Genomic DNA, 24,244 nt, shown 5'->3' with positions numbered 1-24,244 from the left:
AAATGAACGAGAAACTGAAGATGAATACACAAGTAGAAGCGGTAATTTTTGACTGGGCGGGAACGGTTGTAGACTTCGGATCCTTCGCGCCAACCACCATTTTTGTTGAAGCATTCAAACGAGAATACAATTTTGATATTTCACTGGCAGAAGCCCGCGTACCCATGGGGCTAGGGAAGTGGGATCATATCAAGGCGGTGGGTGAATTACCTGATGTTGCCGCCCGCTGGGAAAGCCGGTTTGGGCGAGCAATGACCAGAGAAGACATTGACACTATCTACCAAACGTTTATGCCGTTACAGGTGGCAAAAGTTGCTGAGCATGCCGACTTGATTCCGGGTACCACAGAGGTCGTTGCCAGGCTCCGTGAGCAGGGTATCAAGCTGGGCTCATGTTCGGGCTACCCCAGAATTGTGATGAACGAATTGCTGCCAGCGGCTGCTGAAAAAGGGTTCGCGCCGGATTATGTGGTCGCCACCGATGATCTTGCCGCGGGCGGTCGTCCTGGTCCGTTCATGGCGCTGCAAAATGTGATTGCACTTGGTGTAAGTAACGTGGCCGCTTGCGTCAAAATTGATGACTCAGTACCGGGCATTGAAGAAGGTCATAATGCAGGTATGTGGACTGTCGCACTTTTACTGTCGGGTAATGAAGCTGGATTGACTGAACAAGAATACTTGTCCGCATCTGAGCATGAACTGGCCGTTGCGAGAGAAAAAGTACGGAAAGCCTTTAATGGTTGTAATGCACATTATCAAATAGATACAGTTGCTGACTTGCCTGATGTCATTGCTGATATTAATCGCAGATTGGCGGAAGGCGAGCGTCCTTAAATCTGTTTCTCATCATTAATTAGTCAAGAAGCCAGGTTATTTTGCCATTATTTTTATAATACTGAGCAGAACACTCTGGCTTTATTCGTGTCGTTGCACTTAATTCGTTTGTTGAATTTATGCCTGAATATGAGGCAGATTGGTGCAAGTGCCCGATTTTATTACACATCTCAACTTTCCTCTTATCGTCTCTCATTAGTGTATTATTTCTAATTTAATCTTAAGTATATGTATTTATTGATTTATTTTCCATTCTGACAAAAGGCTGGTTCACGTATTGCCAGTATTGGCTTAGTAATTGCTTTATTTGAATCATGAACCAATATGGATTAAGTGGAGTATTAACCTGGCAGAAGGTTTACATAAAGTGTTTAATTTGTTGCTTTTGAGTTAACAAATGCAGTGAATTAGCAAAAACTGAAAAATTACAAAGCATGAAGACTTGTATGAAATGCGTTCATATGATGTTAATTAAATGTTTTTCCGATATTTTTTAATTGATGCGAAGCAAGAAAAAACACGATCATGCGCAAAAAAATGAAGAGATAAAAAAGTAAGTGATTGGCGAAGCCTTTATAGTGTCTCGCTAAATAAAGCATTCGTCCAATTTACTTTAGCTTGCACATTAATGCTGTTGAATTCTTGTGAAGGAAAGTTATGAAATCTTCAGTTGAAGCCCAACAAGCGAAAGAGATTGTGTTTGATTACACCTCATTTCTGTCTGTGTTGTGTCATCACAGACCAACCTTGTGGGATGCGTTTAAAGTGGTGCTGCCAGCCCTGGAATTTTCCTGGGGCAGATCGTCTGGTTCTGGTGCCAGCAAGACCGAGCGCTTACGTAACCAGGCGCTGAAAGTATTGTCTACCCATACCAGCGATGTGAACAATCTGGTGAGATTGTTGCGGCTGGCCCGTATGGAGCAGATTTCTGAGTTGGACATCCGCCTGCCATATTCATTGGATCAGGATCAGCTGGATCTGATTACAGAAAAAGCAGAGTGCGAGATTCAGGAAGTTGGCAATAATGGCGAACAATTGCACATTCGTTTAATGGTGCCCTGAATCCGGACTGCGCTCATGTCTGCGCCCAAATAACGCCATAGGTAATGGATAAACAAGCGTAGAAAAATGCCAGTTGAATGTATTCGATTCCTGGCATTTTTCATTTCAGTCGAAAGCAATCGTTTCCGTCGCTTTTCAATGCAGCAGAGTATTGGCTCGCTGAGTCCGGTTGATGATAAACGCCATCGAGTTACCATGAATAGCAGCATCATGGATGGTTTTGTTGCAATACTCTTGCACATTCCCGCTGGCAATTACCGCACTACAATTTCCCATGTGTAACGCTTTAGCCATCAGCGCCTGAGTGGATTGTTTGTTCTTCTCTTTTAACACCAGAACTTTACTGATATCGACTCCGGCATTGCTGAGCAGTTGGCGATCCAGCAGTGCATCTGCCCCGATAAACATAATCCAGCGGTTTTGCTCACTGGCCTGTTTTAGCAGTCTGAGCAGATAGGCGAGCTGAGCTTGTTCATGATCGCAGAAACTGACTTCGATAGGATACTGAACCTGGCTGGAACTCAGGGAAGAAGAATGAGGCAGAAAAGTGGATTTGTACACCTGAGAAGCGGTCACTGATTGGATGCTGTCTAATTGTGCTGTCATGAGAGTTCCATCCTCTGCTAGAGTCGATGTTATTGTGTATTTATACATGCTGTATGTCTATACAGTAGTTTTGAACGTAAAGGGATGCAAGTGTTTTTTGAGTCTGATTCACAATAATCGGAGACGTCTGGCTTTATCTGATACTAGAAACAAAAGTATAAACTCTTGATTTAACGTGTTTTTATGTTGATATTTAATTGTCTGTATTCAGGTGAATGTTAAACAGATTTGTGATGTGAATATCATTGCCTGTTTATTTATACAGTATGTATGGGCAGTGTCTTATACAGTACTCTTTCCACTACACAGATCAGAAAATGTCGATGGAGTGAACTATGGGAAAGAGAATCTGCCTGAGTGGCTGGGCAAAATGCTTGATAGTGCTGATGCCGGGTTGGCTGTTTTTGACGGGTTGTAGTGAAGCTCTGTCTGTATCAGCGACACCGGTAAAAGGTGTTGACCGCATTGAACAACAAGAACAATCGCTGGATGTGTACTGTTCGTCAGGAATATGCAGCTTCGGGCTCGAAAGCAATCAGAAAGTGACTCTGTCGGTGAATATGTTTTATGGCACTGAGCAACCTTTTACGAAAATTGAAGGAGTGAGTGTGACAGGAGAGTCTGGCGGGACGCTAAAAATGGTGGGACAGCATCAGTTCACAATTGAGATAGCACCTCAAAATATACCTGTTTCTGTGCAAGTGGTGGATTACTATCGATAATCATTGGCTGGTAAATGAAATCACATAAAAGTAAAGCAATGGTTATAGAAACTTAGGTGTTTACTCGCTTCTATTAACTGAAATTTCGTTAACGTGCTCAGATAGCATTGATTTGTGTTAGCAATAGCCAAAATCATGCTCTGATGGCTTGATTTAAACACTATTCATCAGTAGTATCCGCACCTCTTTTTTATGTGGTGGTGTATATGAGCAGATTTGATTGCCTTGAGAGAATTGTCGAAGAATACCGCAAGAAGGTTCGTGACGCAGAATTCAATAAACACAACGACAGCGAAGTTGCGAAAGTCCTGGTTTTACTTGTAGGAAACTCAATGTTCAACCTGGCAGATGAATTTGCAGATTGGGTAAATCGTGGTGGCGATCGTAGTTACGGCGGTAAGTTTTTTGTGTCTAAGCAACTGATGACGTTACTGGAACCTGTGACCTTCCGTGGGGTTACCGTGCGTCGTGATTCAATCAAGTTATTCCGCATAGGTTGATGCTGGTGCTTGATACCGGTGCGTTACCTTGTCACTAAGCTCGCATAAAGAAATTGAGAATTGACCGCAGGCCTTTGTTTTGTCGAAGGTAAGAAAAAGGATGCTCTGGCATCCTTTTTTCGTTTCTGCAGATGCTAAAGCGCTGGCAGGGCTGGCTGGATCTCAATACCGAAATGTGGTCTGATACCGCCCTGAAGTCAGTCAGTACAGAGAGAGCAGTTGATGGATGCAGAATTTTGGCATAGCCGCTGGGCAGAGAACCGAATCGGATTTCATTTAAACGACACTAACCCGGTATTACCTTATTACTGGCCGAAATTAGGGCTGCAACGCGAAGATACTGTGCTTGTGCCTATGTGCGGTAAATCTCTGGATTTGACCTGGCTGGCAGAAAAGCACCATCAGGTGACGGGTGTTGAGTTAAGTGAAATCGCTGTCCGTGCCTATTTTGCCGAGCATTTGTACTTACCGACTGTGACGTCATTGGGTAACGGGCATACTCTGTATGAGTTTGATGAGGTCCGTATTTATTGCGGTGATTATTTTACTGCACCGGTTCAGCCCGTAGATGCTGTGTACGACCGCGCTGCGTTGATTGCGATGCCGGAGAACATGCGGCAAAGCTATGTGCAGCGTCTGTTATCTCTGGTGAAGCCTGGCGGAAAGATCATGCTGGTGACGCTGGATTACATTCAGGAAGAAATGGCCGGGCCGCCGTTCAGCGTCCGTGCAGAAGAAGTGCATTCACTTTTCGCGGGCTGCGCAGTGACTCATATCGGGCGTCAGGACGCCGATGAATCACACCCGCGTCGTCAGCAGGGTTTAAGCCGTTTTGCCGAAGAAGTCTGGTTCATCCAAACCCCAGCCTGAATAAAGTTTGCAGTGTGACTGTGTGGTCAGTCACACTTGTCTGTTCTGATTATTGTCTATTTTTATCATTAGCTTGATCCCGTCTATAGTCAAAATGACCAAGACGGAGGTGAGTCATGAAGGCACAAATCTCAAAGGACAGTTTTCACAGTAAAAAAACCTTGGATACAGGCGGTCAGCGCTTTGATTATTTTGACCTGACCGCACTGCGTCATTTGGGAGAGGTTGACCGCTTACCTTTTTCGCTGAAAGTGTTACTGGAGAACCTGCTCAGGTTTGAAGATGGTGACACTGTCACTGAGTCCGATATCCAATCCGTGATTGACTGGCTTCAAACCCGCCGTTCAGACAAAGAGATTCAATACCGTCCAGCCCGGGTGCTGATGCAAGATTTTACCGGTGTGCCGGCTGTGGTGGACCTGGCTGCAATGCGGGATGCCATGACCCGGGCCGGTAAAAACCCCGACAGCATCAATCCTCAGTCGGCCGTTGATCTGGTGATTGATCACTCTGTGATGGTGGATGTTTACGCTTCTGAGCAGGCTTTTGCCCGAAACGTTGAACTTGAAATGCAGCGTAACATTGAACGCTATCAGTTTTTGCGCTGGGGCCAGCAAGCTTTTACCAATTTTCGTGTCGTCCCGCCGGGAACAGGAATATGCCACCAGGTTAATCTTGAATACCTTGGACAATCGGTGTGGCAGGACAGTGGCGTTTTGTATCCGGACACCCTGGTCGGAACCGACTCACATACCACTATGATCAATGCCTTGGGTGTACTTGGCTGGGGGGTTGGCGGCATTGAGGCTGAAGCCGCCATGCTTGGTCAGCCAATCTCTATGTTAATCCCGGAAGTGATTGGTTTTCATCTCAGCGGTAAATTGCGTCCGGGTGTGACGGCAACAGATCTTGTATTAACTGTCACTGAGATGCTGCGAATAAAAGGGGTAGTCGGTAAATTCGTGGAATTCTACGGCCCCGGTTTAGATGCATTGCCTTTGGCTGATCGGGCGACAATTGCCAATATGGCACCAGAATACGGTGCTACCTGCGGATTCTTTCCGATTGATCAGGAAACACTGCGCTATATGCGCCTTTCGGGGCGCAGTGAGTCTCTGATTGCCCGCGTTGAAGCCTATGCCAAAGCCAACGCCATGTGGCGGGATTCCAGCCAGCCTGAGCCACTTTATACAGATACCCTGGCATTGGCACTGGATCAGGTTGTCCCGAGCCTGGCTGGCCCCAAGCGCCCGCAGGACAGAGTCCCGTTGCCTGATATCAAAACCGCGACGGAAGACTTGCTGGCATTGAGCGGCCTGCAACCAGAACAGCAAATCCAGGTCGATTTAGGCGATTCTGGCGAGGATACCAAAGGCAAGAGCTTCTCACTGACTCACGGTGATGTCGTGATTGCCGCCATCACATCTTGCACCAATACCTCTAACCCCAGCGTCATGTTAGCCGCGGGTTTACTGGCTAAAAATGCGGTGGAAAAAGGTCTGCAGACTAAGCCCTGGGTTAAAAGCTCCCTTGCGCCAGGCTCGAAAGTGGTGACCCGGTATTTTGAGGCATCGGGTCTGCAAGACTATCTGAACAAGCTTGGATTCAATTTAGTGGGGTATGGCTGTACGACATGTATCGGAAATTCCGGACCGCTACTTGCACCAATCGAAAAAGCCATCAATGACGCCAACCTTACTGTTTCCTCGGTGCTGTCGGGCAACCGTAACTTTGAAGGTCGCGTGCATCCGCTGGTGAAAGCTAACTGGCTGGCGTCTCCGCCTCTGGTGGTTGCCTTCGCACTGGCCGGTACGACAAACATTGACCTGACCAAAGAGCCGCTGGGTCAGGGCAGCAATGGTCAGCCTGTGTATCTGAAAGATGTCTGGCCTTCCCAGGAAGACATCACGCAGGCGATGAAGGAAGTGAAGAACAGTCTGTTTGAGCAGGAATATGCGGACATTTTTGCCGGTGACGATATCTGGCAGCAGATCACCATCAATAAAGGCAATACGTACCAGTGGCGGCCAGATTCTACTTACGTTCGCCTTCCGCCCTATTTTGACGAGATAACACAGCCGCTAAAGCCACTGAAAGATATTGAAAATGCAGCCATTCTGGCAATATTTGGTGACTCAATAACGACCGACCATATCTCACCGGCGGGTAACATAAAGCCAGACAGCCCGGCAGGGCACTATTTGCAGGAGCAGGGTATTGAACCGGCAGATTTTAATTCCTACGGTTCACGGCGCGGCAATCATGAAGTCATGATGCGCGGCACCTTTGCCAACATTCGTATTAAGAACCTGATGCTCAAGGGGAAAGAAGGCGGGTACACCATTTACCAGCCGACAGGGGAAGAGGTATCAATTTATGATGCTGCGATGAAGTATCAGGATCAGAACATACCTCTGGTGATTTTTGCCGGGAAAGAATACGGCACCGGATCCAGCAGGGACTGGGCTGCGAAAGGGACCAGCTTACTGGGTGTAAAAGCGGTACTGGCTGAAAGTTTTGAGCGAATTCACCGTTCAAATCTGGTGGGTATGGGGGTGATTCCTGTTGAGCTTCCTGAAGGTTTACTGGCTTCATTGTCGTTAACTGGCAAGGAAAAAATACAGCTGAAAGGCATTGATAGCTTGTCGCCGGGGGCAACGCTGACATTGGAAATCACCAACGAACAGGGACAAGAGTCACAATATGGCGTAAAAGCCCGGGTTGATACCCGAACGGAAATGGCGTATCTCAAGGCTGGAGGTATTTTGCATTATGTTTTGAGAACAATGATTTCTACCGAATGACAATGCGTTTTTCTGTAATTATTTGACACTTGGTATGTCAAATAATTGTCATTTGTATGGTTGTAGGTTCGTATTGCCGCGATATTGCAGTTACAGTAGAGTGACAAGCTTAAAGAGAGCTCTATCAGTATAATCTAAGGTCGTTAGAGCGCAATTCAGGGAAAACGGACAGTAACATGAAGAAGTCGTTGATTGGTATTTTGTTGTGCGGTTTGTCTACGTCGGCTTTGGCGTCGCAATCGGCAGGTATTTTTCTTGGTTCGCCAATGAGTGGTGTGCAGTACAAACACAATGACCTGCGTTTTTCGCTGGGGTTAGACGAATTTGGTTTTGCGGTCGATAAAACCTTCAACCTGGGTACGTTGACCAGAAATCCGCAGCTTAACATGGGGTATACCTTTGTCGGCGCACAGTATGTTGATAACCATTATGACAAATTGGGTATCCGTTCCGGTATTGGCCTGGAAGTGCCTGTTAATCAGTTTGAGCTGTATGGTGAAGTTGGACCGACGCTGTATATGGTGGAAGATGTTGATGTCGAACTGGAAGCGGCTATGGGTGTAAGAGTGCGTTTCTGATTCAGAATGAATGTAAATAGCTGAATGAATCCCAAAAAAGCACAATGAATCGAAAAAGCTGGCTAATTGCCAGCTTTTTTGTGTCTGTTGCCCCCGTCCTGCTTGATGCCGCAGTGGTGTTGGCTGCGTTCCCATTCCCCAATTACATAGTTATCTATGCCCATGGGACTTCACTTACTTGCCGCTTACCTGCAACTTCAAGTCGTTTGGGTATCTTTTAGTTAAGCTGCTTCATTGATAGTAGCCGCCTGTAACATCGGTTTTCTTCGTTCCCACTGCGTAATGAAAGCGACTGAGGCGATAATAATGGCAGCCCCCAGCCAAAGCCGTCCAGGTGGTACCCATCCGAAGACGATAAACCCGGCAAGCACGTTCAATGGCAGTTTGGCATGATCGAAAGGCTGTACGAAAGAAGCGTCAGCAATGGCATAGGCTTTAGCTATGGCCCAGTTAGCCAGTGTGGTAAATAATCCGGCACCTATCAGAAGAACCCAGGTGTGCTGGCCAACAGGCAGGGTGAAATCAGGTGCAGCAAGAAAAAGGTTAAATGGCGTGATCAGCACCAGCAGGTAGACAACCATAGTCGTCGGGGAGTCGTGGTGCGACATCTTCTTCACCATCAGAGAATAGCTCGCCCAGAAGAAAGCCGCGCCAATGGGCAGCAATGAGGCTAGGTTGAAATTGTCGGCCCACGGCTCAAGAATGATCATCGCACCTGCAAAGCCGGCCAGTGTTGCCATCCAGCGTACAAAGCCGACCTTTTCTTTCAGCAGCAAACCCGAGCCTACGGTGGCGAACAAAGGCGATGTCATCAGTAGCGCAATGCCTTGCCAGATAGGTACAGGGTACGCCAGGGCCCACAGCCATAACTGAATACCGATAACAGACAGAAACACGCGGAAGCAGTGCATACCAAAGTGTTGAGTTTTCAGAGCCTGACGAAGACCGATATTGTGCAGCCAGGGAAGCATGACCAGGAGAGCAATAAAGTATTGAATCAAACCGACAGTGGTAGATGGCAAATGGAAGGTCACACTCAGGTATTGTGCCATGCTGTTAACCACGGCAAACGCCATTCCGGCTGTCAGCATCCAGCAAGCGCCCTGAATAGGGTTGTGTCGATGAGTCATAAGGTGTCTTTCAGAAAAAATAATCTGGAATCATACTCTGATGAGTGCATAGAAGAAATTGTTAATTGATAAAAAAAGCCGACAAAACAGGGAGCTTTGTCGGCGGCAAGGAATTCTTAATTTGTTATCAGATAGCGGCGTAAGAAAGTGGCATATCAGGATTGAAGGTTTCCAGCGTATTTTGAGTATCAGCCAGCAAGCTGATCGCTGAGTCTTTCTGTTCAACCAAAGCGGCTTCAACAATATCTGACAGCGAATAGCTCGCCATATTCATGTTAATCAGTGCCACCTGGAGTGGTGGCAGGCTCGGGTTAAATGCCGCATTCTCTGCATACATGCCTGAGAACAGTCGGCCATCTTTCGTTTTCAGCGCAACTCCCGCATAGTTTTTACTGTATGGCGCATGTGATTTATCTGCCGCCTTACAGGCTGCTTGCAGCAGCACATCATCGGTTTCGAGCTTCAGCTCATGTGAGCTGTCTGATAATAAGAGCTCGGTGATACCCAGATCAGACGGGCCAAAGGACTCTGGCAGATATTCCTGCAGTGCTTTGGGTGAACGCTCTGGCAACTGTACCACGATGCTTTGTGCCGTCGTCAGTTCATTCATGAACTGCCGGCAATGCCCGCAGGGGGAGTAGTTGACGGTAATGTCGGTAATGCCCGTTTCGCCTTTCAACCAGGCATGGCTGATTGCAGATTGCTCTGCGTGAACCGTTTGTGACATAGAGGTGGCGCTGAATTCCATGTTCGCACCGAAATACAGACGACCTGAGTTTCCGCGGGCAATGGCACCCACATGGAAGTTTGAGAGAGAAGCAATCGAGTAGGCCGCAGCCACTTTCAGTAACTGAATACGGAGTTCTGCATCCGTCAGATGACTGTCTTTCATTAACTGTTCAAATTCTTCTTTGCTCAGTGTGGCATCAAAACCCGGAGCGGTAATGATAGGCTTAAGCGCCTGTGACAATGTGTGTGGCAGGTGCTCTAAAGCGTCCATTACTTCGGTGCGCATACTGATTCTCCTTAATGTATTCACTTACGCATTGTAGTGCGTAAACGAATAAATATAGTGACAAAGATCACTATTAAAGGTTGTTTATTTCACTCTATTTACAAATTGGTGAGTGGTTTCACATGATTGATGAGGTAAGTGTCTGTATTTCAATACTCAGTAAAGCGGCCTGGCTGTGTGGGTGTTGCAAGGGCGTTGCACAGCTAAACCGCTTAAGAAGTGGCAGGTGGATCGGTTGTCAGTGAAAGACAGACAACAGCAACGGATAGATTATCGGGGCGAGTATGGCGGTAATGACGCCACAAAGTACTAAGGCCAGTGAGCTGAACGCGCCATCTTTGTAATTTTCCTCAGCCGCTTTAGCCGTTCCTAACGCGTGTGCCACAGTCCCCATGCTTAATCCTTTGGCCATGGGATGGGTGATGTTGATGAGTTTAAACAACGGATAACCTAATACAGCACCAAAGATGCCGGCGATCAGAACCATGACAGCGGCCAGCGACGGCACACCACCAATTTGTTCAGCAACCGCCATAGCGATGGGGGTGGTCACGGATTTAGGCAGAATGCTTGCAGTAAGCTGTAAATCAGCGCCAAGAGCAAGAGCAATCGCTGTCCCGGTAATCATTGAGAGTATGCTGCCAAACAGGGTGGCTGTGACTATGACTTTCCAGCGGCTGCGGATTTGCGGCAATTGCTCATAAAGAGGGAAAGCAAGGGCAACAACAGCGGGCTCCAGAAGGAAATGAATCCATTTATTATCATCGAAATAGACGTCATAAGGCACATTAAGCACCAAAAGCAAAGGAATGATCACCACCAGACAGAGAAGTAACGGATTAAGAATGGGGTGCTGGAAGCGCTTGGATAATTTACGGGCAAGAATAAAAACAATCAGCGTTACAGCTAACCACATCAGTCAGACTCCTTGCGCTGTACATACCAGCCAACAAATAACAGAACCACCAAACTGCTGCCTATGGTGCTTACCAGAACAGGCAACGCATTGGCTCTGAGCAGATCCAGGTAATTCACCAGTCCGACACCCACAGGCACAAACAAAATAGCCATATGGCGAATAAACAGATGACAGCCGGGTTTAGCCCAGTTGGGCGGCAACAGGCCTGCAGACAGAGCCGTGAAGAGAAATAACATGCCGAGAATGCTGCCGGGTATGGGGATCTGAGTAAGAGACTGAAATCCTTTACCGACCATCAGAAAAATGGCGATGATTGCAAATGAACGCAGGTAGCTCATAGACGTCAGGATGATGATAAATGGTGTCGCAATGATACAAAATAGATGAGATCTACACCACATTTCTTTGCGGCTGTATTTATCCTGGACAGCTTGTTCACAGGTTTGAAACGATGACGATTGCAATGCCGGCGGCAGCAAGCAACAACACAGACAGTTTATGCATCAGGCTGTGTTTTACTATGTGCTCTGTTGCCGAGCTATGCGGTCGTCTGGTTTTAACCGTTGTGATTGCTGGCTGTGGCGACGGCTTGGACGGCAGCGTCTCGGGTTGTTTGAAGCGATGAATATGGCGACAGGTCTCTTTCGGCAGAGGGACACGAAAGCCAAAATGGGGGAGCACTTCGATAGGAATAGCCATCACACCGTTAACAGTCAGCTTGCGGCGAAGCGAGTTGAATATCGAAGCCAGGTCGATTTTTTGTATGTGCGACATGGAATCCTGAGGAAGAAATGTTTTATCAGACAATGATTTATGGCTTATCACCTCTCCGGCAAAGTAGCACAGAGCTTCAAGCAGGCGTGACTCATGCAGCGTCAGGGCTGTCTCTGATTTATCAGGCCAGACGAGCAGCCGCAGATCGGGTTCAAAATCCACCCTGGCAAATCGATAACACCGGGTGAGAGACTCAGTTGCCATAATAGTCACTTTTCCAATTTACTGTCGGCATGCTGTCCCTATGGCATCTGGCAGTAAAACATCATTGGCTTGATGGTGGCTTATGTTGCCAAGCGCCTCCATGACGCATGGCACAAAGCGGGTACTTATTAATTGTTATTGGCCTTGCGTTGAAGTTCAAACTACCAGGGCAGGAAAAGTGTCTGAAAAAAGAAACCCTGACTGCTCTGCAGGTCAGGGTTGCGAAATTACTGAGTAAGATCAGCGCTCTGTAACGATTTGTCTTTCTGGCATCCTGGCTGTGTAATTACACCAGCTTGCCTACGTAATCGTACACGGCTTTCAGGATTTTCATTTTTCTCTCATCGCTTTGGTGCTCCATCGCGATAGATTCGAGATTTTGCATGTAAGCCGGCAGTTTGGTTTCGAAGTAATCCTGACAATGATACTTCCACTGCTGCTGTTCCTGATGGCTTAGCGTTAACGGGAAATTACGGGCGCGGTAGCGAAGCAGCAATGGTTTGATGCGTTTGTCATCCACATTCAGTTCGAGTTTGCCCAGCTCCTCAGGCGCGGACTCACGAATGATATCCATCGCCGATTTGTCCGCAGCAGAAAAAAAGCCGTTATACAGTTGTGTATCAACATCATCGTTTGGCTCAAATTCTCTGTCCTGACCAAACACGGCCAGCAGTTTTTCACGGATCTGAGGCTTATCTTTCAGTGCGCTCAGGTTAGCCAGACATTGAGTCCGATCGATCCCTAGTCGCTCAGCATCTTCGGCCGTCAGTGTTTTTGCCGGTGCCAGCACAGGGCACTTATTAATATGAACCAGCTTGAGTGGAACAGGCAGCTCGCCGGGGTTGAGATCAGCACGTTTGGTGTACAGCCGCTCGCGCAAACTGTCAGCATCCAGATCGAACAGCGGGGCAGGATCCATTGCCAGATTGATGCAAATGACCGCATTCTTGTTATCCGGATGCCAGGCCATGGGGACGATCCAGCTGGTATTCCCGCACTCAGAACCAAACATACCTGAAACATGCACCAAGGGCGTCATCTCAGCGATGTCGATCAGTTCCTGTAATTTACGTTTATGACGTAAGTTAAACAGGTAGTTAAAGAGTTTGGGTTGGCTGGCTTTGACTTTCCTGGCCAGCTCAATTGTGGCGTACACATCGGCCATTGCGTCGTGCGCGTTGCTGTGTTCGATTCCGTTTTCAACAGATAAATGCTCAAGCTTAAAGCTCGGGAATCCGTCTTCGTTTGTTGGCCAGTTCAGACCATCTGGGCGTAACGCATAGCAAGTACGCATGATATCAAGCATATCCCAACGCGAATTGCCGCTTTGCCAGCTCCAGGCATAGGGATCGTAAAAATTACGGTACAGAGTATACCGAGTGACCTCGTCATCGAAGCGCACATTGTTATAGCCGATGACGCAGGTATTGGGTTTAGAGAGCTCCGCATGAATGCGCGCAATAAATTCATGTTCCGGTAAGCCCTTCTCCATCGCTTCTTGCGGTGTAATCCCTGTGATCAGGCAGGCTTCGGGTGAAGGCAGGTAATCGCTGGGCGGCTGGCAGTAAATCACCAATGGCTCACCAATCACATTGAAATCCAAGTCGGTTCTCACCCCGGCAAACTGGCAAGGCCGATCAACCGAAGGATTTGCCCCAAATGTCTCATAGTCCAGCCAAAACAAGGTTGGTTGGTTATCGTTATTACTCATTCTTACCTTTACTGGCATAAACGTGTTTTCTGAGGTCATTCTACCAAAGAATTGCACTGGCTGCGGGGGATTTTGGCGTGGATGACATGCAGTACCTATGAAAGAACGTATTATTTTAAGATGACCAACAAGCGCATACCGGCAGCGGTTAGGCTTAAGGACTCATTGCTCTGAATGGACATTGGGTTGTCGGTGTCTGGAAAAGTCATTACATGCGTGATGCAGCGCTGGTTGCATGACTGTGCTTTAGTGACGCCGTCACAACTTAAAGATGTCTATGTAACCTCAATGACATCGAGTTGAACGTCTTCGTAGGCGTCAGCCGCTGTATTGCGCCTTTTAAGGATAAGCACTTCGCCAGCCTGAAAGGGTTTGCCACCCGGGCCGATAGGAAATTGCAGCATGACTTTCTCAGAGGCGGATGAGCCTTCGCCGCGGCCGTAGATATGAGCCTGGCTGATAGGGAGCGCATCAGCGGCATTCGGGCTGGTTCGAAAGGCATAAATGATCTGGCTGTCGACCGGGATCCGTTGAAGCCAGACACGGAGAATGCCGTTTCTTGCGGCGGTAGAGGGAACGGTAATTTTCATGGCAATTTGATTATAGTTAAACCCTGTGGCTGCAAGATGCACATACCACAGGGCAATCGCTATTTCTTCGCAAAAGTGCGAAGGGAACAACCATCATATTTGAGGGTTTCCGGTGGAACGGCTTTGCCTTTCGCATCAATAACAAGCAGGTAGATTTTCACATCATCGACGGATTTCTTCCGACCAATAAAGCGCCGCAATCCGCGAGTGAGATCAATCGAATAACGTGTGTGTTCGTAGCGCAATGGATGCTTCGTACGAATATCGTAATCGTCCCGCACGGCCATGGTCGGATTACAATGCCCTGATGCTCCGTGACAAGTACCATGACCAAACAGGACGAGGCGCCCAGAGTAGCTTTCATCGTCATAACCGGTTGAAGCATTGCAGGCGGGATTATTGATATAAGCGCGAATCTCATAACTCTCTTTGGGTGGATGTAAACGAAGGAAATCAAGTTGCGCCCGGACAAAGCCGCCTTCTACCAGTCCCATTGATAGCTCTTTAGCCAGGCTTGCTGCTGCTGAGAGTGATTTGGCTGGCAGGGTATTGGTGGTACCTGTGGCTGCGATGGCGGATTCCACTGAATTGTCAGAATAGATGTATTTTAGCGAATTCTCTGCGTCAATCAGATCACGCCCGATGCGCCCGTCATAGACAACTTTCTGTTGAACGAATGTTGGAATATTTGCATCAGGGTGCAGTGTTTGCCAGTCAAACCAGACTTTATCGACCATGGAATGGTGAAGCCAGAAAAGGGGATCATAGGCCGCAGAAATGACTGAGCTCATGTCACCTGACCCTTGTGGTAAGGGGGAGTTACCTGCACCACCGACATACACATGCACAGCACCATGCGCTCCAAAATCGAAATCTTCCTGGAAGCGCATAAAGTTGGGGTTGTCCATATAACGGTCAATATCGTTTTTCAGCTGACTGATGATGCTTTTAAAAGCGCTAGGGAAGCGTTGTGTGTATTGTTCATCACCTTCCAGGCCTTGCGATGTGATGCGATACAGGCTTTTTGCCCGGTTGAGGGGATTATCCAGCTGGACGCCTTCTGCATTTTTATACTGACTGTCATTGAGCACTTTTGGCAGGCCGTTTGCCGCATGAGTCGATTGACTGAACTGTGTCCAGTCCCAATAAGGCAATGTGAGTTCAAGTTCTTTATCTTTACGTTTCCACTGTAAGGCCGTATTCAGGGCCTTTTCGAATGAGTAGATATATGAGCGGTGCCAGGTAAGAAATACCCGGTTATCATCGTGGCAAAGATCCTGATCATAACCGTGACCACGGGCCAGCGAAAAATAGCCACGGCGATCGCCAACTGCAATGTCTGAAATTTCATACATTGCGGCATAGGCGTCTCGTAAATCGTTCATGTCTTCAGGATTCAGACGTAACAGGTTAAAACGGATCAGGGGTAAGCCTGCCATTTTTCTGCGGTAATTGAGTTTAGCAATGGTTGTCATTTATCGATCCTCATTCCTTACATCTGTCATTTAAAAAGCGGAAGGCAATAAGGAGACGGCTGAACCCGGGGAGCCATTGCCTGCTTTTTTATACATAGTTGTGTTCACTATAGTGCACTTGAATGCTTATGGCGGTTAAAGTTGAAAAGTGTGAACTAGGGTGTATGAGCTAAGGAGACAGGTTATGCATCTGATGTGGGGGGGTAACTGAGTGGGAGGCAATTTGGTCAGACGCTGTGAGTTTTTCTTCAATGGTGAAGAGCAAAGCTTTTCATTGAGGTGAAAACATCGGGAAGCGTTTTTTGGGGGCAGAGGATGATTCAGAGGAAATAAAAAGAGCGCCCTCAGGCGCTCTTTTTCGTGTTCATGTGCTTGAAGAGGGCTTATGCGCGCTCAACGTTAGCAGCTTGAGGACCTTTTTGGCCTTGCTCGATATCGAACTTCACTTTCTGACCTTCAGCCAGAGATTTGAAGCCTTCACCAGTGATAGCACGGAAGTGTACGAATACGTCTGCACCGCCGTTGTCTTGAGTGATGAAACCGAAGCCTTTCTCGTCGTTAAACCACTTAACAGTACCAGTTGCTTTAGACATAGGATGTCTCCTGAAAATATAGGAATAAATACGCCCTTGGGCGTGCTTCATGCCAACATAATGGATTACTTATGGACAAGGATGTAGCTCTTCAGGACAACGGCGCTTAGGTGAAGCGGGTGTATCGAAGTATACTTTTCACTTTGTTGCATAAATAGCGTTGCATTATAGGCAGAGTTATTAGGCCACAATGCAAAGCAGACGGCAAGCAAATAGTGAGTCATACCCAAAAAATCCTGAAAAACTGTGAAGATAACTGCAAATGTGAGGAATTGTGAAATGGATTCAGGGTTTTACCTGAAAGGAGAAAGAGGAACTGGTCGGATTTCATCGACAAAAAAAGGGCTTCGCAGCCCCTTTTACGCTAATGTGATGTTAGCTTATAGTCTTTCTACGTTAGCTGCTTGCAAGCCTTTTTGACCTTGCTCAACCTCGTACTGTACTTTTTGACCTTCTTGCAGCGTTTTGAATCCATCACCGGCAATTGCGCGGAAGTGAACAAATACGTCGGCACCACCGTTATCCTGAGTGATAAAACCGAAACCCTTTTCCTCGTTAAACCACTTAACGGTACCTGTTGCTTTGGACATGTTGTCTCCTGAATCTCTTACTCTTTACGTAGCTAACCAATAAGGCTTAACGAAACACCAAAGAATTGCTAACTCTACATCCACAGTCATCCGAAAGAGTCCTGACGAGAAGTGTCGCACGCAATCGTATTAAGCTAAATCAATACTGGTATTAAGAAAGAGTAGGCTCTTGTATTCCAAAAGCAAATAATTCCGCAGTATATTGTGAGTCACATAACAAGAAACAGTGTGCATATTTGTTTTTCATTGCTTGTCGCATTAATGAAAAGCATCTGTCATCAGAATAATGAAAATCAACAGTATAATTAATCGGTTAAAAATTGAACTTGATTTTTGAGGCGCTGAGCAAGATCAATGAAATGCAGGGTGTAGTGAATTAAGAGTGATCTTACTTGTGAAGAAAGACAAGTTTCTGTTATAACCCAAGTAATGCAGGTTTTCTAGTTTCAAAGTAAGGACAAAACATGAGCAATATCCTGGAATTGGTGCGTCTTGCAAGGCGTAAAAATAAACTTAAGCGTGAAATTCTTGATAATGACCGCAAGATCAGAGACAACCGCAAGCGCGTTGAGTTGCTGGAAAACCTGATTGATTACATTCAGCCGAATATGACACATGAAGAGATTGTCAGCATTATTGAAAACATGAAAGCGGATTATGAAGACCGCGTTGATGATCACATCATCATCACTGCTGAGCTATCAAAAGAGCGTCGTGAAGCCAGTAAGCAATTGAAAGAACATAAGCGTACTGAGCTGGCGAACCGCCCGGCTAAATAAGCGGATAAGTAACAATAACCGTTTGTATCTGATAATAAAAAAGCCGCATAAGCGGCTTTTTTCGTATGACATGTCGGCAGAGATGAGGCGCTGTTAGATTGCCAGATCTTCAATCTGTGCTTTCGCTTCCCCACGGCCTTTATCGGCCAATTCATCACCCATGTTTAATGCTTCTGCATAAACAAACTCAACCTCTGTCATGCCGACAAAGCCAAGGATAGTGGTCAGGTAAGGAACCATAGTGTCAGTGGCGTTACCTTTATGCATGCCGCCACGAGAAGAAACAACAATCACTTTTTTACCTGTCAGCAGACCAACAGGCCCATTTTCAGTGTAAGAGAAAGTCACACCTGCACGGGCAATCAGGTCAAACCAGTTTTTCAGTTGAGTCGGAATGCTGAAGTTATACATAGGTGCGCCAATGATAACAGTGTCACTGGTTTTGATTTCGTTGATCAGCTGATCAGACAGTGCAATCGTTTCTTTCTGACGTTGGGTCAGATTGTCACCGCCACGTAACCCACCTGCCAGCTCGCCGTCTAGAACAGGGAGCGGATGAGCAACCAGGTCACGTTCAATGATGGTGGAGATGCTATCTGCTTTAACGTTGACAAGATGATCAATCAGGGCGTTTGATTGAGAGTAACCGCCAAGGATGCTGGATTTCAGAACAAGAACTTTAGACATAATGCTGTCCCTTCTATAGTGATTCTTTAATGAACTTGGGCTAACTATAAATGCCGGGCTGCAGCACTAAAAGCTGAAAAACTTGTGTAAGTTGTTCGAGTATTTTGAATGAAGCTAGATTCGGCCCGGAAAAATTCGGGTGGTCTGAGGGCAGAAGGGATTAAAAAAGGATAAAAAATAGCCCGAAACGACTCCTGTTTCGGGCTTAGGGGAATGGCTCGTGAGAGCCTTGCGCTAACTGGTTTATAAATGGAGATCAATTACAATATCAAGCTTAGTTCAAGCAGCATTTTTTGCCAGTTTTAGCCCTGAGACAGTCAAGGCTACTGCCATCATCGATACCAATAACCGTCTGCTCCAAATTCAAAGTATTTTTCCAGATAAACCTGTATCTCTCACCAATTCCCTTGGCAGGCCATTTTTGATGCGATTCCCAACCCATTTTCCTAATCCCAGAGGATAATCCTGATAGGTAACAATAACTTCACCTTTGCCAGTGAGGTCTTGCGGGCGTATGTCTCTGCCCATGATCCACTCATTGGCTTCATCGGTGGTTAGAGAAACACAGCTTGGCTCTTTGCCTGTGGCCAGTGTCATGACTGCTTCATGCTGCCAGCGGTACCCTTTTTTATGCTTTTCTGCCAGTTTAATGCCAATACGCTGGAAACGGATGTTTTCTAATAGCGGACGAAGGCGGGCAGGGAACAACCAGACTTCCTGATCCCGAAGCCAAACCTCCCGCTCTGGCGGTAGTGTCAGGCTGAGATCTGTGTACAGCTGCTGGTGGATTTGCTCACTGTCTTTACGCGAGGCCAGAGAGAAGGGAAAAATGGCTTTTCGTTTTTTAGCCGGCTCGTTTTCAACAGCCGCAAGTTTACGAATGCGGGCGACAAAAAATCCCTCACTATCATAAACCTGCGGGAAGACGTGTAAAAAGCCTTCCTCGGTACAGGTTTGCTCTGCACCGTTAAATAAACCTGCAAGGGATTCAAATTGCACTGCATCGCCAAAGGTTTCTTTGAGAAATAAGCACACCTCTTGATTTTCAGTATGATTAAGCGTGCAGGTGGAATACACCATCACACCGCCGGGTTTCAGCGCCTGAAAAGCACTGACAATAAGGCCGCGCTGAATGTCTGCAATATCCTGAACGTGCTTCAGGCTCCAGTTTGCCATGGCGTCTTCGTCTTTACGTATTGCACCTTCGCCTGAACAGGGGGCATCCAGAAGAATGCTGTCAAATGCTTCAGGGGTCCAGCTACCGAATATCTGCCCATCGAAATGTGTAATTGCGGCATTAGACACACCGCAACGCTGCAGGTTGGCGTGTAATACCTTGATGCGGCTGGCTGACAGTTCGTTAGCAACCAGTGCGCCTTTATGTTGCATTGAGGCCGCGATTTGCGTTGTTTTTGAACCGGGGGCGGCGGCCATATCCAGCACACAGCCGATTTGCTCGTTGTTTGTGAGTAAAGCGGTGACTGGCAGCATGGAGCTGGCTTCCTGTATATAAAACAGTCCTGCCAGGTGTTCTGCGGTATTGCCTAAAGACTCAGTGACTGACTCATCGTACTCTATCCAGAATCCTTCTTCACACCAGGGAACCGGTGTGAGGGTCCAGTCTTTATCACTAACTTTTGCCAAAAAATCGGCGACGGAAATTTTCAGAGTATTGACCCGGATACTACGACGCAGCGGGGTACGGCAACTGGCGAGGAAACTGTCCATATCCAGACTGTCTGGCAGAATTTGGCGGATGAGGTTAATGAAATCGTCTGGAATGTAGATGGACTGATGCACTTGCTTTATCTCGGTTGGGATGCAGGCGGCAAGTCTATAACAAACTGGCGTTAGGATAAAACAACAAGGCAAGCCCAATGGCTTGCCTTGTTGTTTTGCAGGCTGGAACAACCAGACTTTTTCGGCGACCCACGTGCCCGGTGGCCGATGCCGGGTGTTATTCGGCCGGAATAGCAGTCCGCCACTGTTTCCATTCCGGATTGGCCTTTTCGTGAAGCAGAAAGTGCGTTCCGCTTTGAGCTGGCGCGGAAAGGGGCTGGCCTTCGGGTGTGGCGAGTGCAATGCCGCCACGAATCAGGCTGTCTACAGTACCAGCCTGAATGCTGGCGCCTGTCAGACCGACACTGACATCCAGACCTGATGTGTTCCAGAATACGGTATCTGAACGAACCAGATGCCGGAAGCCAGGCTCAATGTGCGCCTCAATCATTACTCTGTCAGCCAATTCGCCTAACGTGACTTTACTGACCTGACCCACTTGTATGTCTCTGAACAGCAGGGGTGTACCTGAACGTATTGAAGCGCGGTTGACACTTTCCAGAATAACGGTCAGGCCATCGAACCTTGCTTTTTCCTGTTCCGAAAGCGCGAATGTTTGCCGGTAATTTCCTTCACCCGGCTCTACTTCTATGTAGCTGCTTAAAAGACTGTCGAGATTTTTGACTCCAGTGAGTTCGACTTTGGGTGTGACCAGCCAAAAGTGCGTTTTATCTTTTGTCAGAGCATCAGCAAACCGGGGAAAAAGACGCGCATCAATCTGAACCAGACCGGTTTTAAAATCCGGTACCAGCGACAACACTTTACCCACCGTCACTCCTTGGTATTTGATGTCAGTACCCACAGAAATGCCTTTGGCATGCTCTGCCGTCAGGCTGATTTGCGTACCAAATTCCTTCGCGCTTTTCAGGCTGCCGAACAGTTTGAATTGTTTACCGACACGGTTGGGAATGCCGTTCATGTTATCGAAAGCAATACCGCCTTTGAGTAATGAAGTGACAGGGCTGGCTTTTATATTGACCCCAGACAAACCAGCTTCGATTTCAACACCGGATTGATCCCAGAAAACGCTGTCTGCTGTCACTAAATAGCGGTACTTGTTCTGAATCGATAATTTTATTGTGACGCCGTCACGCGTTAGGGCATAACCACTGACTTTGCCGACGGGAAGGTTACGGTATAGCACAGGGCTACCTTCGCTCACCGAGGGAAGAGTGTCGGCAAAAAGTTGTACCGTGGTACTGCCGGATTGCTGGCTGCTGGCAAGTTTCGCGAGTGCCCGACTTTCAAACAGCGGATATTGGCTACGCATTTTCCCTGAGCCTTCAGAGGTAAAAGCGATACTGTTACTGATTAACTGCTCTGCTGGTGGTACTGATACATTGATGCCATCTGCACTGATATTGGCCTGAATTCCGCCATCAATAAAGAAGCGGCTTTGGCTTCGTACCAGAGAGGTGAATTCGGGTTTGATTATGATATCAAAGCGGACTTTTTCTTTTTCCAGGCTGATTTTTTTGACACTTCCCACGGCCATGCCTCGGTGTGTCACCTGAGTATTTCGGCTGATACCAACATTCTTATCGGCGTACAGGTGAATGACGGCAGCCCCGGGACGTTTCTCTTCAAGCTGCTCCTGGGTGAATGCCTGGAAGTGCCGGGCCGGCTCACCTTCGCCTGGAATTAACGTCAGATAATTGCCCTTTATCAGGTTACCGAGATTACTCACACCCTGTAAGGAGAGGTTGGCTTCTTCCAACAACAGACTGGTGCCGGATGTCAGCAAATCACTCATGCTAGGTTCAATCGCTGCATGGGCAATAATACGTTTGCGCTGATGGTCTAAACGCAAATCAGAGATCTGGCCAATCTGCAGGCCGCGATACACGATCGGAGCGCCGCCAGCACTGATGTCATTGTCATCTGGTAATTCAACGGTAATGGCGATGCCGCGTCCAGCGGTATTCAGATCGGGGTACAGGCGAAACAAATGGTTCGGCTGGATAGGAAGACCTTCGTCCGGGGAGTCGAAAGCAATCGCCCCGGCAATTAATGCAGAGAGACTTTCAAACTGAACATCGACACCATTAAATCCGATATTGGCACTGACACCGCTAACATTCCAGAAGCGGCTTTTATTGGTCACCAGGTTGGCGTACTGAGGTTGGATCAGGACGTCAATCAACACCCGTTTTTTACTGTTGCTGAGGGTGTAGTTATAGACTTCGCCAACAGGGATTTTTTTATAGTAGACCTGCGCGCCGATAGAAACAGAACCCAGGTCGGGCGCCTGAAGCTGAATGGTGAGCCCTTCGCCAGCGGGAGTTTCGGAGGGTTGACTGTCTAAAGCGTCAAACTCCTGGGCCGGTTCTCCCTCTCCTGGGAGCAGCGCAATGTAGTTACCCGATACCAGTGCATCAAGGCCACTGATGCCGGTAATCGAGGCTTTGGGTTTAACAAGCCAGAACCGCGTGCCTTTACGTAAAACCTGTACCGCTTCAGGATAGATATCAGCGGTTACATAGATACTTTGCAGATCATCAGATAATTTAACGTCCCGGACGACGCCAACTTCCAGGCCCTGATAACGAATCATGGTTCTGCCGGCAACCAGACCGGCCGCATCCTCAAAATGGATAATGATGCGCTGGCCAGCTTCGCTGACAGCCTGAACGACCAGCCATGCCGCCAGCCCCAAAGCCAGTACAGGTAAAATCCACAGCGGCGATATCTGTCTGTCCCTTTTGACATTCACCGGTTGAGGCTGTTGCGGGCCGACGGGGTTGCCAAAAGGCGGCTGTGGAGGGTGTTTACTGTTTGTCATAGTTATCCCAAATCAGGCGAGAGTCCAGGCTTTCTGCTGCCAGCATGGTGAGCACGACAACGATCGCAAAGGCAATGGCTCCCGGGCCAGGGGTAAAATCCAGAATCTGGCCGCGATCAATGAGCGTGACCATTAAAGCAATGACGAACAAGTCCATCATTGACCATTTACCGATCCATTGAATGATACGGTAAAGCCTCATTCTGTGTAAGTGATTGATCTTTCTTTTACCGTGGATGCACAGAAGAATAAATGCAAGCCCAAGTATTTTGGCAACGGGCACAACGATACTGGCAAAGAAAATCAGAATGGCTATGCCTTCCATGCCGGTATTGATGAGTGACGCGACGCCAGAGAGAATAGTGTCTTCAATCCGCTTACCATTGTTTAAAAATATTGATATCGGGTAGGTGTTTGCCGGGATGATGAAAATAGTCGCCGTGATCAGGTAAGCCCATGTTTTCTGAATTGAAAACGGTTTACGGTAGTGAGTTGGGCTATGGCAGCGCTGACATTTATCGGCTTCTTCCTGGCTCAGATGGCAATTGTCACAGTGTAACTTCAAGGCTGGGCTTTTATGATCGGATTCAGGTTGCCAGGCTTCCCAATACCGTTTGACATGGAAGCGCGTGAGCATGATGACCATCAGTATTTCCATCATAACCAGGCAAAACAGGCCGGGGCCGACATAGATATCGGCATAGTCTTTAACTTTGAAGCACGCAATACCCAAACTGACCAGAAAAACATCAAACATCGCCCAATGCTTCAGGTGTTCTATGCACCACATCGAGTACTTAAAGAGGCTGAGCTGGCGCTTCGCCAAGCCTAGTTGAGCGCCGACTACCGATAGGAAAACCAGTAAAGGTGCGACTGTGCTGCAGAACAGTATTAACAGCGCGACAGCGGGGTAATCGGACGACAACGTCAGTGCGCCTGAGGGTATGGTAGCCGGTATCATGACACCGAACAGGCGAATGGTAATTAAAGGATAGAGATGCGCCGGTATGATTAGTATCAAACCGGCGACAGCGAGAGCCAGATCGCCACGTATAGATGGCATGCCGCCACGGTACATGCGTGATTCGCAACGGGGACAAAAAGCGCTTTGTCCCCTGGCGGTTACTTTAGGTGTCAATAGTAAATCACAACTAGGGCAGAGTCTTACCGTTGACATTGAT

23 protein-coding genes are annotated in these 24,244 nt (G+C 47.6%); 8 read left to right on the top strand and 15 right to left on the bottom strand.

Annotation, left to right across the window (positions count from 1 at the left end; translation table 11 throughout):
* The first annotated feature begins 20 nt into the window (after window positions 1-20).
* The gene (gene phnX, locus L6J37_RS11080) at window positions 21-833 is read left to right on the top strand and encodes a phosphonoacetaldehyde hydrolase (protein ID WP_237795129.1); all 813 of its coding nucleotides are present in this window, start codon (window positions 21-23) and stop codon (window positions 831-833) included.
* A 657-nt stretch (window positions 834-1,490) separates the two neighbouring features.
* Window positions 1,491-1,895, top strand: a complete 405-nt coding sequence (locus L6J37_RS11075; RefSeq protein ID WP_192016663.1) for a hypothetical protein — start codon at window positions 1,491-1,493, stop codon at window positions 1,893-1,895.
* Between the two features lie 135 nt (window positions 1,896-2,030).
* Here L6J37_RS11075 and L6J37_RS11070 read toward each other — a convergent pair whose 3' ends face one another.
* Window positions 2,031-2,501, bottom strand: coding sequence for a SulA-like leucine-rich domain-containing protein (locus L6J37_RS11070; RefSeq protein ID WP_237795128.1), 471 nt, complete (start codon window positions 2,499-2,501; stop codon window positions 2,031-2,033).
* A gap of 335 nt (window positions 2,502-2,836) precedes the next feature.
* Here L6J37_RS11070 and L6J37_RS11065 point away from each other — a divergent pair, with 335 nt between their 5' ends.
* The 5 genes from L6J37_RS11065 (at window position 2,837) to L6J37_RS11045 (ending at window position 7,975) form a co-directional block, all read left to right on the top strand.
* Window positions 2,837-3,223 (top strand): spore gernimation protein, encoded by a 387-nt coding sequence (locus tag L6J37_RS11065; protein WP_237795127.1) that lies wholly within the window; start codon window positions 2,837-2,839, stop codon window positions 3,221-3,223.
* Between the two features lie 206 nt (window positions 3,224-3,429).
* Window positions 3,430-3,723, top strand: a complete 294-nt coding sequence (locus L6J37_RS11060) for a hypothetical protein (protein ID WP_027252174.1) — start codon at window positions 3,430-3,432, stop codon at window positions 3,721-3,723.
* Between the two features lie 222 nt (window positions 3,724-3,945).
* On the top strand, window positions 3,946-4,593 hold the full coding sequence (locus L6J37_RS11055) for a thiopurine S-methyltransferase (RefSeq protein WP_237795125.1): 648 nt from the start codon (window positions 3,946-3,948) through the stop codon (window positions 4,591-4,593).
* Window positions 4,594-4,709: 116 nt separating this feature from the next.
* On the top strand, window positions 4,710-7,397 hold the full coding sequence (gene acnA / locus L6J37_RS11050; RefSeq protein ID WP_237795123.1) for an aconitate hydratase AcnA: 2,688 nt from the start codon (window positions 4,710-4,712) through the stop codon (window positions 7,395-7,397).
* 176 nt (window positions 7,398-7,573) lie between these two features.
* Window positions 7,574-7,975: a hypothetical protein gene (locus tag L6J37_RS11045; protein ID WP_192016658.1), complete on the top strand. Its 402-nt coding sequence runs from the start codon at window positions 7,574-7,576 to the stop codon at window positions 7,973-7,975.
* A 221-nt stretch (window positions 7,976-8,196) separates the two neighbouring features.
* On the opposite strand, the gene L6J37_RS11040 is transcribed toward L6J37_RS11045, so the two are convergent.
* From L6J37_RS11040 to cspE (L6J37_RS10995), 10 genes are all read right to left on the bottom strand, one after another.
* A complete protein-coding gene (locus L6J37_RS11040; protein WP_237795122.1) occupies window positions 8,197-9,105 on the bottom strand; it encodes a DMT family transporter in 909 nt (302 codons plus the stop codon).
* A gap of 127 nt (window positions 9,106-9,232) precedes the next feature.
* Window positions 9,233-10,120, bottom strand: coding sequence for a cytidine deaminase (gene cdd, locus L6J37_RS11035; RefSeq protein WP_218385889.1), 888 nt, complete (start codon window positions 10,118-10,120; stop codon window positions 9,233-9,235).
* 238 nt (window positions 10,121-10,358) lie between these two features.
* Window positions 10,359-11,036, bottom strand: coding sequence for a CidB/LrgB family autolysis modulator (locus tag L6J37_RS11030; protein ID WP_218385887.1), 678 nt, complete (start codon window positions 11,034-11,036; stop codon window positions 10,359-10,361).
* The gene (locus L6J37_RS11025) at window positions 11,036-11,377 is read right to left on the bottom strand and encodes a CidA/LrgA family protein (RefSeq protein ID WP_027252181.1); all 342 of its coding nucleotides are present in this window, start codon (window positions 11,375-11,377) and stop codon (window positions 11,036-11,038) included. The genes L6J37_RS11030 and L6J37_RS11025 overlap by 1 nt, the downstream gene beginning before the upstream one ends.
* A gap of 97 nt (window positions 11,378-11,474) precedes the next feature.
* A complete protein-coding gene (locus tag L6J37_RS11020; protein WP_237795120.1) occupies window positions 11,475-12,017 on the bottom strand; it encodes a winged helix-turn-helix domain-containing protein in 543 nt (180 codons plus the stop codon).
* Between the two features lie 286 nt (window positions 12,018-12,303).
* Window positions 12,304-13,728, bottom strand: a complete 1,425-nt coding sequence (gene sbcB, locus L6J37_RS11015; protein WP_237795118.1) for an exodeoxyribonuclease I — start codon at window positions 13,726-13,728, stop codon at window positions 12,304-12,306.
* 275 nt (window positions 13,729-14,003) lie between these two features.
* Complete coding sequence (locus tag L6J37_RS11010) at window positions 14,004-14,318, bottom strand: hypothetical protein (RefSeq protein WP_237795117.1); 315 nt, start codon at window positions 14,316-14,318, stop codon at window positions 14,004-14,006.
* A gap of 59 nt (window positions 14,319-14,377) precedes the next feature.
* The gene (locus L6J37_RS11005; RefSeq protein WP_237795116.1) at window positions 14,378-15,793 is read right to left on the bottom strand and encodes a tyrosinase family protein; all 1,416 of its coding nucleotides are present in this window, start codon (window positions 15,791-15,793) and stop codon (window positions 14,378-14,380) included.
* A 383-nt stretch (window positions 15,794-16,176) separates the two neighbouring features.
* Window positions 16,177-16,386: a transcription antiterminator/RNA stability regulator CspE gene (gene cspE, locus L6J37_RS11000; protein ID WP_027252186.1), complete on the bottom strand. Its 210-nt coding sequence runs from the start codon at window positions 16,384-16,386 to the stop codon at window positions 16,177-16,179.
* Between the two features lie 380 nt (window positions 16,387-16,766).
* Window positions 16,767-16,976 carry a transcription antiterminator/RNA stability regulator CspE gene (gene cspE, locus L6J37_RS10995; RefSeq protein ID WP_027252187.1) on the bottom strand — a complete coding sequence of 70 codons (210 nt, stop codon included), beginning with the start codon at window positions 16,974-16,976 and terminating at the stop codon, window positions 16,767-16,769.
* 464 nt (window positions 16,977-17,440) lie between these two features.
* On the opposite strand from cspE (L6J37_RS10995), the gene L6J37_RS10990 reads away from it, so the two are divergent.
* Complete coding sequence (locus tag L6J37_RS10990; RefSeq protein ID WP_192017070.1) at window positions 17,441-17,755, top strand: DUF496 family protein; 315 nt, start codon at window positions 17,441-17,443, stop codon at window positions 17,753-17,755.
* A 93-nt stretch (window positions 17,756-17,848) separates the two neighbouring features.
* Here the strand turns inward: L6J37_RS10990 and L6J37_RS10985 are convergent, their stop codons facing one another.
* The 4 genes from L6J37_RS10985 to L6J37_RS10970 all read right to left on the bottom strand — a co-directional run bounded on the left by L6J37_RS10985 (window position 17,849) and on the right by L6J37_RS10970 (window position 24,240).
* Complete coding sequence (locus tag L6J37_RS10985) at window positions 17,849-18,442, bottom strand: FMN-dependent NADH-azoreductase (RefSeq protein ID WP_237795115.1); 594 nt, start codon at window positions 18,440-18,442, stop codon at window positions 17,849-17,851.
* Window positions 18,443-18,805: 363 nt separating this feature from the next.
* Entirely contained in the window at window positions 18,806-20,242 is a 1,437-nt protein-coding gene (gene rsmF / locus L6J37_RS10980; protein WP_237795114.1) for a 16S rRNA (cytosine(1407)-C(5))-methyltransferase RsmF, read from the bottom strand.
* Between the two features lie 157 nt (window positions 20,243-20,399).
* Complete coding sequence (locus L6J37_RS10975; protein WP_237795113.1) at window positions 20,400-23,063, bottom strand: MlaD family protein; 2,664 nt, start codon at window positions 23,061-23,063, stop codon at window positions 20,400-20,402.
* Window positions 23,050-24,240 carry a paraquat-inducible protein A gene (locus L6J37_RS10970; RefSeq protein ID WP_192017074.1) on the bottom strand — a complete coding sequence of 397 codons (1,191 nt, stop codon included), beginning with the start codon at window positions 24,238-24,240 and terminating at the stop codon, window positions 23,050-23,052. Before L6J37_RS10970 ends, L6J37_RS10975 begins: the two co-directional genes overlap by 14 nt.
* Window positions 24,241-24,244: the final 4 nt, after the last annotated feature.

Origin of the sequence: Photobacterium sp. WH77, assembly GCF_022014395.1 — a bacterium.
Taxonomy (GTDB): domain Bacteria; phylum Pseudomonadota; class Gammaproteobacteria; order Enterobacterales; family Vibrionaceae; genus Photobacterium; species Photobacterium arenosum.
Note: the sequence above shows the minus strand (reverse complement) of the source record. Positions and strands in the feature narration are given on the sequence as shown.

What these genes read in the sequence shown, in the direction of transcription:
- L6J37_RS11075 (WP_192016663.1), top strand. Translation starts at nt 1,491, where the DNA reads ATGAAATCTTCAGTTGAAGCCCAACAAGCGAAAGAGATTGTGTTTGAT.
- L6J37_RS11020 (WP_237795120.1), bottom strand. Translation starts at nt 12,017, where the DNA reads ATGGCAACTGAGTCTCTCACCCGGTGTTATCGATTTGCCAGGGTGGAT.
- cspE (WP_027252186.1), bottom strand. Translation starts at nt 16,386, where the DNA reads ATGTCTAAAGCAACTGGTACTGTTAAGTGGTTTAACGACGAGAAAGGC.
- L6J37_RS11025 (WP_027252181.1), bottom strand. Translation starts at nt 11,377, where the DNA reads ATGAGCTACCTGCGTTCATTTGCAATCATCGCCATTTTTCTGATGGTC.
- L6J37_RS10990 (WP_192017070.1), top strand. Translation starts at nt 17,441, where the DNA reads ATGAGCAATATCCTGGAATTGGTGCGTCTTGCAAGGCGTAAAAATAAA.
- L6J37_RS11065 (WP_237795127.1), top strand. Translation starts at nt 2,837, where the DNA reads ATGGGAAAGAGAATCTGCCTGAGTGGCTGGGCAAAATGCTTGATAGTG.
- cspE (WP_027252187.1), bottom strand. Translation starts at nt 16,976, where the DNA reads ATGTCCAAAGCAACAGGTACCGTTAAGTGGTTTAACGAGGAAAAGGGT.
- L6J37_RS11055 (WP_237795125.1), top strand. Translation starts at nt 3,946, where the DNA reads ATGGATGCAGAATTTTGGCATAGCCGCTGGGCAGAGAACCGAATCGGA.
- L6J37_RS11010 (WP_237795117.1), bottom strand. Translation starts at nt 14,318, where the DNA reads ATGAAAATTACCGTTCCCTCTACCGCCGCAAGAAACGGCATTCTCCGT.
- cdd (WP_218385889.1), bottom strand. Translation starts at nt 10,120, where the DNA reads ATGCGCACCGAAGTAATGGACGCTTTAGAGCACCTGCCACACACATTG.
- sbcB (WP_237795118.1), bottom strand. Translation starts at nt 13,728, where the DNA reads ATGAGTAATAACGATAACCAACCAACCTTGTTTTGGCTGGACTATGAG.
- L6J37_RS11040 (WP_237795122.1), bottom strand. Translation starts at nt 9,105, where the DNA reads ATGACTCATCGACACAACCCTATTCAGGGCGCTTGCTGGATGCTGACA.
- L6J37_RS10985 (WP_237795115.1), bottom strand. Translation starts at nt 18,442, where the DNA reads ATGTCTAAAGTTCTTGTTCTGAAATCCAGCATCCTTGGCGGTTACTCT.
- L6J37_RS10970 (WP_192017074.1), bottom strand. Translation starts at nt 24,240, where the DNA reads ATGTCAACGGTAAGACTCTGCCCTAGTTGTGATTTACTATTGACACCT.
- acnA (WP_237795123.1), top strand. Translation starts at nt 4,710, where the DNA reads ATGAAGGCACAAATCTCAAAGGACAGTTTTCACAGTAAAAAAACCTTG.
- L6J37_RS10975 (WP_237795113.1), bottom strand. Translation starts at nt 23,063, where the DNA reads ATGACAAACAGTAAACACCCTCCACAGCCGCCTTTTGGCAACCCCGTC.
- L6J37_RS11045 (WP_192016658.1), top strand. Translation starts at nt 7,574, where the DNA reads ATGAAGAAGTCGTTGATTGGTATTTTGTTGTGCGGTTTGTCTACGTCG.
- L6J37_RS11070 (WP_237795128.1), bottom strand. Translation starts at nt 2,501, where the DNA reads ATGACAGCACAATTAGACAGCATCCAATCAGTGACCGCTTCTCAGGTG.
- L6J37_RS11005 (WP_237795116.1), bottom strand. Translation starts at nt 15,793, where the DNA reads ATGACAACCATTGCTAAACTCAATTACCGCAGAAAAATGGCAGGCTTA.
- L6J37_RS11030 (WP_218385887.1), bottom strand. Translation starts at nt 11,036, where the DNA reads ATGTGGTTAGCTGTAACGCTGATTGTTTTTATTCTTGCCCGTAAATTA.
- phnX (WP_237795129.1), top strand. Translation starts at nt 21, where the DNA reads ATGAATACACAAGTAGAAGCGGTAATTTTTGACTGGGCGGGAACGGTT.
- L6J37_RS11060 (WP_027252174.1), top strand. Translation starts at nt 3,430, where the DNA reads ATGAGCAGATTTGATTGCCTTGAGAGAATTGTCGAAGAATACCGCAAG.